This is a genomic window from Stappia sp. TSB10P1A, from assembly GCF_900185725.1.
Lineage (GTDB): Bacteria > Pseudomonadota > Alphaproteobacteria > Rhizobiales > Stappiaceae > Stappia.
In genome coordinates, this window is record NZ_FYAU01000016.1 from 361341 (window position 1) to 369638 (window position 8298).

Genomic DNA, 8298 nt, shown 5'->3' on the forward strand with positions numbered 1-8298 from the left:
GATGGAACGGCTCGGCAAGGCGGCGCCGCTGCTGCTGGCGCCGGTGCTGGCCCTCGCCGGGCTTGCCGCCATCGGCAACCCGTCCGTCTGGCTGACGCTGACCGTCGCCGGGCTCGCCATGGGGCTGATGATCTTCATCATGGCCTCGGGGCTCACGGTCATCTTCGGCCTGATGGACGTGATCAATTTCGGCCATGGCGCCTTCGTCTCGGTCGGCGCCTTTGTCGGCTTCACCGTGCTCGCCTGGCTGTCCGGCTGGACGCAGAACCCGGCCGTGGTGCTCAACCTTGCCGCCGTGTTCCTGGCGATCCTCGCCTCGATGGCGGTGACGGGGGCACTCGGGCTCGCCTTCGAGCGGGTGATCGTCAAGCCGGTCTACGGCCACCACCTGAAGCAGATCCTCGTCACCATGGGCGGGCTGATCGTCGCCCAGCAGTTGATCCATGTGATCTGGGGGCCGGACGCGATCCATGTCGCCCGCCCGCCCTCGCTGCAGGGCTCGTTCATCGTCGGCGAGGCGGCGATCGAGAAATACCGCATGCTGGCGGTGGCGATCGGCCTCGTCCTGTTCCTCGCCATGCGCCACGTGCTGCGGGCGACCAAGCTCGGCCTGCTGGTGCGCGCCGGGGTGGAGAACGGCGAGATGGTCGAGGCGCTCGGCTACCGGATCAACCGGCTGTTCCTGCTGGTGTTCATGGCCGGCTCGGCGCTCGCCGGTCTCGGCGGCATCATGTGGGGCCTCTACCAGGAGACGATCACCGCGCATATGGGCTCGGAGATCATGGTGCTGGTCTTCGTCGTGGTGATCATCGGCGGGCTCGGCTCCATCGAGGGCTGCTTCATCGGCGCGCTGCTGGTGGGGCTGCTCGCCAATTACATGGCGTTCCTGGCGCCCAAGGTGGCGCTGGTCTCCACCATCGCGCTGATGGTCGCCATCCTGATGTGGCGGCCGCAGGGCCTCTATCCCGTGGTCAAGGCGAAATAGGCGCAAGATGATCAACACCCTGCTTTCCGGCGATCGTCCGAACAGCCGCATGCTGGCGCTGCTGCTGATCGCGATCGGCCTCTGCCTTGCCTTCGCGCCGTTCCTGTTTCCCGGCACCAAGCCGCTCGACACGGCCGCGCGCATCTGCATCTTCATCGTGCTGGTGGCGAGCTACGACCTGCTGCTCGGCTATACCGGCATCGTCTCCTTCGCCCATACGATGTTCTTCGGCATCGGCGCCTATGGCGTGGCGCTGGCGCTCGGCAGTCTTGGCGCCTCGTTCCTGGCGATCCTTGTCGGCGTGCTGGCCGGAACGGCGCTGTCCTGCGCGCTGGCGCTCGCCATCGGCCTGTTCTCCTTGCGGGTGAAGGCGATCTTCTTCGCCATGGTGACGCTGGCGGTGGCGAGCGCCTTCGCCGTGCTGGTCTCGCAGCTTTCCTCGATCACCGGCGGCGAGGACGGGCTGACCTACCGCATCCCGCGCGAGCTGACGCCGGCCTTCCGCCTCACCGACCTGCGGATTTTCGACGTGCGGATCGACGGGCGGCTGCTCGCCTATTACCTCATCTTCTTCAGCGCCCTGGTGCTGTTCCTCGTGATGCTGCGCATCGTCAACTCGCCCTTCGGCACGACGCTGAAGGCGGTGCGCGACAATGCCTTCCGCGCCGAGGCGATCGGCTACCGGGTGGTGCGCTACCGCACCACGGCGACGGTGCTGTCCGCCGCCATGGCAAGCCTTGCCGGCGCGCTGCTGGCCATCTGGATCCGCTACACGGGACCGGCGACGACGCTGTCGATGGAGATCATGATCGACATCCTCCTGATGGTGGTGATCGGCGGCATGGGGACGATGTACGGGGCGGTGATCGGCGCCAGCCTCTTCATCCTCGCCCAGACCTATCTGCAGAGCCTGATGGCGAGTGCCGAGACGGCGACGCGCGGCCTGCCGCTACTACCCGACCTGGTGGCGCCGGAACGCTGGCTGCTGTGGCTCGGCACGCTGTTCATCCTGTCGGTCTATTTCTTCCCGGACGGCATCGTCGGCCGGCTGAGGAACCGTGGATGAGCAGGCTGCATCTGCGCCGGGCCGGCCACCGCCGGCCCGGAACGCCCGTCCTGATCCTGCTGCACGGCTGGTCCTGCCATGGCGGCTTCTTCGCCCCGCAGATGGACGCGCTGGCGGACCTTACCGAGGTGATCGCCCCGGACCTGCCGGGCCACGGCAAGACCGGCGACGCGGTGACGCCGAGTATCGAGGCCGGCGCCGACGCGCTCGCCGAGCTGATGCGGGAGGAGGAGATCGCCGCCGCGGTGCTGGTCGGCTGGTCGATGGGCGCGCTTGTCGCCTGGTCGCTGATCGCGCGCCATGGCAGCGAGCGGATCGCCGCGCTGGTGGTCGAGGACATGGCGCCGCGCGTCCTCAATGACCCGGACTGGCGGCTCGGCACGCTGAACGGTCTCGACGGGCCGCGCAACGCGGTGTTCCTGAAGGCGATCGAAAGCCAGTGGCCGCTGCTGGCGCCGGCCACCGCCCGGCGGAGCTTTGCCCCCCATGCGCGCAAGGAGCTGGTGGACTTCGCCGAACGGGAGATGCGCGGGGCAAGCCCGAAGCTGCTCGCGGCGATGTGGCGCTCGCTCACCTTGCAGGATTTCCGAGCGCTGATCCCGCGTATCACAGTGCCCGTGGTGCTGGCGCGCGGCGGCCTCAGCCAGCTCTACAACCCGGCCGTGGCCGCGTGGCAGGCGGCCCGCCTCCCCGACGCCCGCATCGAGGTCTTCGCGCGGTCGGGCCACTCGCCGCATCTGGAGGAAGCGAGCGCCTTCAATGACATGCTGGCCGGCCTCGTGCGGGCGGGCAGCGCGCCGGGCGGGCTCCCGAGACCATGACACCGCAGGGCGGAGGCTGCGGCGGCGCTTGCCGGTCTCAGGGTTTTCGCATACAATTCGCCGCGTCGGTTTTCGGACCGGCCCCAGCGGGCTTGAAAATTCGAACCCGGTTAAGAAAGTTTCGGTATGCGGCGCTTCCTGGTCCCCGTGACCGGTTCTGTCGAGCAGAACTGCCTTTCCCGTTTCTGAATGCCACGCTCGCGCAAGCAAGCGCGCTTACTTGCGCTTAACTATCGACACGGGACAGGAGTTTTCCCATGCGCCAGACCGGCACCCTGAAGTTCTTCAACCATGATCGTGGCTTCGGCTTCGTGACCCCGGCCGAGGGCGGCAAGGACGTGTTCGTCCACATCACGGCTTTCGAGCGTTCGGGCCTCGCCGTTCCGGCCGAGGGCACCACGCTGACCTTCGTGACCGAGGAAGACCGTCGCGGTCGTGGCCTGCAGGCCGCCCAGCTCGAGCTCGCCTGAGCAGATCGGGCCGTTCCGCAAGGAACCGAATTTCCGACGCCGCCGGCCCCGCCGGCGGCGTTTTTCGTCTCGGAAACCGTTCAGGCGGCGGCGACATCCTCGACATAGACCAGCGCCCGGCCTTCGCAGATGCGCCGGCCGTCCTCGCCCAGACACACGGTCTCAAGGTCGACGAGGTGCTTTTCCGGGCGCAGGCGGGTGATCGTCACCCGCGCCGTCAACGTCTCGTCGAAACGTGCCTCGGACAGGAAGGACATTTCCTGCTTCAGGTAGTTGGTGCCGAAGCCCGGCAGCCGGACGCCGAGGAGATAGGAGAACAGCCCGCCGATCAGCGGCTGCGGCACCGCCTCGGGCAGGTGGTCCAGCCCGGCGAGCCCGGCGAAGACCGCCGCGTCCGAGGCCGGGAAGCGGCGGCTGACTTCGGCGCTCTGTCCCACGTCCAGCGTCATTGCCCCGCCTCCAGCCGGCACTGCCCGACAAGCACGGGCGCGCCGTCGGCGACCCGCGAAATGGTGATCGCCAGCAGCCCCGCGTCGTCCGCATCGCCTTGCGAGAAGGCAAGCTCCAGTTCCTCCTCCGCGTAGGCGGGATTGGGGAACATCAGCGCCTGCATCTGGTGGCGGCGGCCCGGATAGCGCTGCCGCAGCACGGCCCAGAGGCGCGAGTAGAGCAGCATGCCGTGCGAGACGGTGCGCCCGAAGCGGGTGCGCGCCGAGAACTCCGCATCGACATGGATCGGATTGTCGTCGCCCGACAGGTCCGCAAAGGCGTCGAAATCCGCCTGTGTCGGCACCCAGCGCGCCGTCCATTCGTCCGTTGCCGTCATCACCGGCCGCTCTCCCCGTGCCTGGTCTTGAGAATGTGTTTCTGCACCTTGCCGGCGGCGGTGCGCGGCAGGTCGTCGACGATGTGGAAGGCACGCGGCACCTTGTAGCCGGCGAGCCGCTCGCGGCACCAACGGGTCAGCGCCGCGACATCGATGGCCGCACCCGGGCGGGCGATCAGCCAGGCAGCGCCGACCTCGCCCCATTTCTCGTCCGCAACGCCGATCACCACCGCGTCGAGCACGTCCTCATGGGCGATGAGCACCCGCTCGACCTCGGCCGGATAGACGTTCTCGCCGCCGGAGATGTACATGTCCTTGATGCGGTCGACGATGTAGTAGCAGCCGTCGGCATCGCGGCGGGCGACATCACCCGACATCAGCCAGCCGCCCGGCGCGAAGGCGGCTTCGCTCGCCTGCGGATTGCCGAAATAGCCGGGCGTGACGCCGGGGCCGCGGATCTGCAGCTCGCCCTCGCCTTCGCCCTCGACCACCTCGCCCGTCACCGCGACAAGGCGCACCTCGGCAAGGATCTGCGCCTTGCCGACCGAGCCGATCTTGCGCGCCGCATCCTGCGGGTCGGCGAGGAACACGGTCGGGCCGGTCTCGGTCATGCCCATGCCGTTGCACACGGTGACGCCGCGCGACAGATAGGTCTCCAGCAGGGGGGCGGGCATCGGCGCGCCGCCGCAGCCGAGCGAGCGCAGGGCGGAGAAATCCGTTGCCGAAAAGCCCGGCTCCAGCGCGATCGCCTGGTAGATCGCCGGCACGCCGAAGAAGGCGGTGAGCCGGCCGTCGCCGATCAGGTGCAGCACCGCAGGGGCATCGAACTTGCGAAGGACGATGCTCTCGCCGCCGGCAAGGAACAGCGGCAGGGTCATCAGGTTGATGCCGGCCGTGTGGAACAGCGGCAGGAAGTTGACCGTGCAGTCCTTGCCGGAAATTCCCGTCGCCTGGGTGTAGTTGACTGCATTGGCCCAGGCCATTTCCGCCGTCTGGATCACCAGTTTCGGCGTGCCGGTGGTGCCGGAGGTGGCGAGCAGATACCACGGCCGGCCGGCCTCGACCCGCGTGTCACTGAGCGGGGCGGACGAGAGGTCGCCGGCGAGCGTGTCGAGATGGGGAGCCTCGCCCTCTGCGGGCGCATCGGCGAAGCCGACGAGATCGAGCGCGAGGGTGCCGGCGAGCGCGCGTGCGGTCGCGGCCGTTGCGCCGTCATGCAGCAGCAGCCGCGCGCCGGAGGCGGCGACGACCGGGGCGAGTTCGGCCGGCGGCTGGCGCCAGTTGAGCGGCAGCAGCACGATGCCGGTCTTCTGGGCGGCAAAGAGCAGGACGAAGAAGTCCGGATGGTTGTGGCACAGCACGGCGACACGCTCGCCGCTCGCGATGCCGCGTGCCAGCAGGGCGCGGGCGGTGCGGCTCGCCTTCGCCTCGACCTCGGCGAAGGTCAGTTGCGCGCCGGTCTCGTGGTCGGTGAAGGCGATGCGATCCGGCGTCAGCTCGGCGCGCTTGGCCGCCATGTCGGTGACCCAGGACATCATCGCCGCCCCTCCCCGGCCGCGAGCGGGGCGAGAAAGGTTCGCATCCGCTCGCGGGTCTGCGGCCGGGCGATCAGCGCCAGAAAGCCGTCAAGCTCGCGCTGCAGCGCCTTCGCGACGGCGGCTAGGTGCTCCTCGCTCCAGACATTGGCGCGGGTCACGGCGAGGGTGCCGGGGTCCATCCCGGCAAGGGTCGAAAGCCGCACACGCACGCGGGCCTCCAGTTCGGCCGGCGGGCAGGTCTCGCTCGCCAAACCGAGGCGCAGGCAGTCGGCGGCGGTCAGGCGCTGGTTGAGATATTGCACCTCCAGCGCCCGCGCGGTGCCGATGCGCGCCGGCAGCAGCGCCGTCCAGCCGCCATCGGGCGCAAAGCCCATCTTCGCATAATAAGGCTGGAGAAACGCCGCCTCGCTCATCACCACCATGTCGGCGGCGAGCATCAGCCCGGCCGAGCCGCCGGTGACCGGACCGTTGAGCGCGGCGATCACCGGCATGGGAAAGGCGAGAAGGTCGAGGATCGCCGCATTGAGCGCGCCGACGATCTCGCGCGACCAGCCGACCAGGGCGTCGCGGTCGTCGGCAAGCGCGGCGAAGCGGGCGACATCGCCGCCGGCGGAAAAGGCGCGGCCGCGGCCGGTCAACACCAGCGCACCGGCGCCTGCCTGCCGCGCCTCGGCGATCCGCGCGCGCAAGGCGGCGAGCAGCTCCGGCACCAGCGCGTTGCCGCGCCCGGGGCGGTCGAGCGTCAGCCAGGCGGCGCCCTCCCGCCAGTCGAGATGGACGAGGTCGAGATGCCCGAGATCGCAGGCGGCGGCGCTCATTCGCCCGCCCCTTTGCTGCCGCCGACCTTGAGGCCGTTCTCGATGAGGTCGTGAGCGACCTCGACCATGGTGTCGACCGGCGCCGTGCCGCCGAACACCACCTGGAACTCGCCGAGCGAGCGGGCGATGCCCATCAGCGTCCAGGCGCGGATCTCGGCGTCGCCGGGGCGGATGGTGCCGGCGCTTGCCGCCCGCGCCAGCCCTTCGCGATAGCCTTCGGCGAAGGTGCGGAAGTAGGCGAGATAGGCCTCGCGATCGACGAACTGCGCCTCCTGGACGATGCGGTAGAGCTCGGGATGGGCGGAGACGAAGGCGAGGAAGGCGCGCAGGCCCTCGCGCTCGGCCTGCAGCCGGTCGGTATAGCCCGAGGTCGCCTCGCTGATCGCATGGCGCAGCATGCGGCCCATTTCGGCGACCAGCTCGGAGAAGACCTCGTCCTTGCTCGCGAAGTAGATGTAGAAGGTGCCTTGCGCGACGCCGGCCTCGCGGGTGATGGAGCCGATGGAGGCCTCGTTGAAGCCCTGGCGGCCGATCACCCGTTCGGCGGCCTCGAGGATCGCCCGCCGGGTCGCCGCGCCGCGCGCGGTCTTCGGCATGCCGGATGTGGCCTCGCCCTCGGCATCGCCGACGATTTCCCTTGCCGGATCGGCCGTCGCCGCGTCAGTCTCGACGACGCGCCGGCCCGTTGCGCGTGCGCGGTCCCTCGCCCGCCCCGCGCCTCTGCCCGTCCTCACCTCGTTCACGACATTTCCACCCTTAATATGAATTATGAATCACTATTCATGTTTTGCGCGGGAGTTTCAAGCGTAAAGCAGGGGGAGGCGCGGGATCGCACAGCCGAGAGCGCTGGCGGAAGCGCCCCGGCAAGGGGGGCGACCGCGGTGGCTCGCCGATCCCGGCTCGGCGCTGCGCGCCGTCCGGGAAGACGCCGGGAGAGGTTGGCGCTGCATTGCACCCGCCGATGCTGCCACAAGCGCCTTCCGCCCCGCCGTTGCTGAGGATACCTCTGGTTCCCGGCTCTGCGCTGCGCGCGGCCGGGATTGTTCGTCTGAAGAGGTGGTAGAGTTTGGGTGGTCTCCCGGCCTGAACCGCCGGGAGACCAGTGGCAGGCGACCGGACCGGGATTGGGCTTTCGCCCGTCGTCATCAGGGTCCCTGCCGCTTCCTTTTCCCGCTTGGAGAGTTGATGGGGCCTCTGGCTGACACCACGCCCGCGAACAATCCGAAGCACGATCAGGATACCACCGCCATGGCCTTTCTGGAACATGCCCCGTCCCACGTCGTCGGCATCGACGTGTCGAAGCTGACCCTTGCCGTCTGTTCGGCGCAGGGCAGCACCGTGGCCAGCACCGTGGCCAACACGGCCCGCGCCATCCGCAAGCTGGTCGCCGGTCTGCCCTCCGGCACGCTCGTCATCTGCGAGCCGACCGGCGGCCATGAAACCCTGCTGCTGGCAGAACTTTCTGCCGCAGGCATCGCCTGCCACCGGGCCGACACCCTCAAGGCCAGGGCCTTCGCCCGCTCCTTCGGACGACTGGCCAAGACCGATGCCATCGATGCCGCACTGCTGGCCGCCTATGGCCAGGAGCGGTGGCGCCACCTGCCGCTCCACCGCCCGGCGGACCGCACCCAGGCGCAACTGGCCGCGCTCGTCGCCCGCAGGCAGGACCTCATGGCCATTCGCGGCGCCGAACTCAACCGCGCCAAGTCCCCCGGATGCACCCTGGTCGTCGCCTCCTGCAGGAGCCTCGTCAGAATGCTCGATCGCCAGCTCG

General features: G+C 69.3%; 10 protein-coding genes. 5 read left to right on the forward strand and 5 right to left on the reverse strand.

Features of this window, described 5'->3' with window-relative positions:
* Position 1 precedes the first annotated feature (1 nt).
* From TSB10P1A_RS06580 to TSB10P1A_RS06595, 4 genes are all read left to right on the forward strand, one after another.
* On the forward strand, positions 2-985 hold the full coding sequence (locus TSB10P1A_RS06580) for a branched-chain amino acid ABC transporter permease (protein ID WP_208984879.1): 984 nt from the start codon (positions 2-4) through the stop codon (positions 983-985).
* Between the two features lie 7 nt (positions 986-992).
* Positions 993-2051 carry a branched-chain amino acid ABC transporter permease gene (locus TSB10P1A_RS06585; protein ID WP_186387096.1) on the forward strand — a complete coding sequence of 353 codons (1059 nt, stop codon included), beginning with the start codon at positions 993-995 and terminating at the stop codon, positions 2049-2051.
* A complete protein-coding gene (locus TSB10P1A_RS06590) occupies positions 2048-2872 on the forward strand; it encodes an alpha/beta fold hydrolase (RefSeq protein ID WP_186387097.1) in 825 nt (274 codons plus the stop codon). Before TSB10P1A_RS06585 ends, TSB10P1A_RS06590 begins: the two co-directional genes overlap by 4 nt.
* Positions 2873-3129: 257 nt before the next feature.
* Positions 3130-3342 (forward strand): cold-shock protein, encoded by a 213-nt coding sequence (locus TSB10P1A_RS06595; protein ID WP_067220344.1) that lies wholly within the window; start codon positions 3130-3132, stop codon positions 3340-3342.
* Between the two features lie 80 nt (positions 3343-3422).
* On the opposite strand, the gene TSB10P1A_RS06600 is transcribed toward TSB10P1A_RS06595, so the two are convergent.
* From TSB10P1A_RS06600 to TSB10P1A_RS06620, 5 genes are read right to left on the reverse strand one after another with little or no spacing between them, the layout of a single operon-like run.
* On the reverse strand, positions 3423-3791 hold the full coding sequence (locus tag TSB10P1A_RS06600) for a phosphate acetyltransferase (protein WP_186387098.1): 369 nt from the start codon (positions 3789-3791) through the stop codon (positions 3423-3425).
* The gene (locus tag TSB10P1A_RS06605; protein ID WP_186387099.1) at positions 3788-4168 is read right to left on the reverse strand and encodes a MaoC/PaaZ C-terminal domain-containing protein; all 381 of its coding nucleotides are present in this window, start codon (positions 4166-4168) and stop codon (positions 3788-3790) included. Before TSB10P1A_RS06605 ends, TSB10P1A_RS06600 begins: the two co-directional genes overlap by 4 nt.
* Positions 4168-5706, reverse strand: coding sequence for an AMP-binding protein (locus TSB10P1A_RS06610; RefSeq protein WP_244293005.1), 1539 nt, complete (start codon positions 5704-5706; stop codon positions 4168-4170). Before TSB10P1A_RS06610 ends, TSB10P1A_RS06605 begins: the two co-directional genes overlap by 1 nt.
* Positions 5703-6524 carry an enoyl-CoA hydratase/isomerase family protein gene (locus TSB10P1A_RS06615; protein ID WP_186387100.1) on the reverse strand — a complete coding sequence of 274 codons (822 nt, stop codon included), beginning with the start codon at positions 6522-6524 and terminating at the stop codon, positions 5703-5705. The genes TSB10P1A_RS06610 and TSB10P1A_RS06615 overlap by 4 nt, the downstream gene beginning before the upstream one ends.
* Entirely contained in the window at positions 6521-7267 is a 747-nt protein-coding gene (locus TSB10P1A_RS06620) for a TetR/AcrR family transcriptional regulator (protein WP_244293006.1), read from the reverse strand. Before TSB10P1A_RS06620 ends, TSB10P1A_RS06615 begins: the two co-directional genes overlap by 4 nt.
* A gap of 442 nt (positions 7268-7709) precedes the next feature.
* Here TSB10P1A_RS06620 and TSB10P1A_RS06625 point away from each other — a divergent pair.
* Positions 7710-8298: transposase (locus tag TSB10P1A_RS06625; protein WP_186387101.1), on the forward strand; the 589-nt coding region annotated here is incomplete at its 3' end.

Bases quoted from the DNA above. Each gene is read 5' to 3' on its own strand.
- TSB10P1A_RS06605 (WP_186387099.1), bottom strand. From the start codon at position 4,168: ATGACGGCAACGGACGAATGGACGGCGCGCTGGGTGCCGACACAGGCG.
- TSB10P1A_RS06590 (WP_186387097.1), top strand. From the start codon at position 2,048: ATGAGCAGGCTGCATCTGCGCCGGGCCGGCCACCGCCGGCCCGGAACG.
- TSB10P1A_RS06615 (WP_186387100.1), bottom strand. From the start codon at position 6,524: ATGAGCGCCGCCGCCTGCGATCTCGGGCATCTCGACCTCGTCCATCTC.
- TSB10P1A_RS06600 (WP_186387098.1), bottom strand. From the start codon at position 3,791: ATGACGCTGGACGTGGGACAGAGCGCCGAAGTCAGCCGCCGCTTCCCG.
- TSB10P1A_RS06580 (WP_208984879.1), top strand. From the start codon at position 2: ATGGAACGGCTCGGCAAGGCGGCGCCGCTGCTGCTGGCGCCGGTGCTG.
- TSB10P1A_RS06610 (WP_244293005.1), bottom strand. From the start codon at position 5,706: ATGATGTCCTGGGTCACCGACATGGCGGCCAAGCGCGCCGAGCTGACG.
- TSB10P1A_RS06585 (WP_186387096.1), top strand. From the start codon at position 993: ATGATCAACACCCTGCTTTCCGGCGATCGTCCGAACAGCCGCATGCTG.
- TSB10P1A_RS06595 (WP_067220344.1), top strand. From the start codon at position 3,130: ATGCGCCAGACCGGCACCCTGAAGTTCTTCAACCATGATCGTGGCTTC.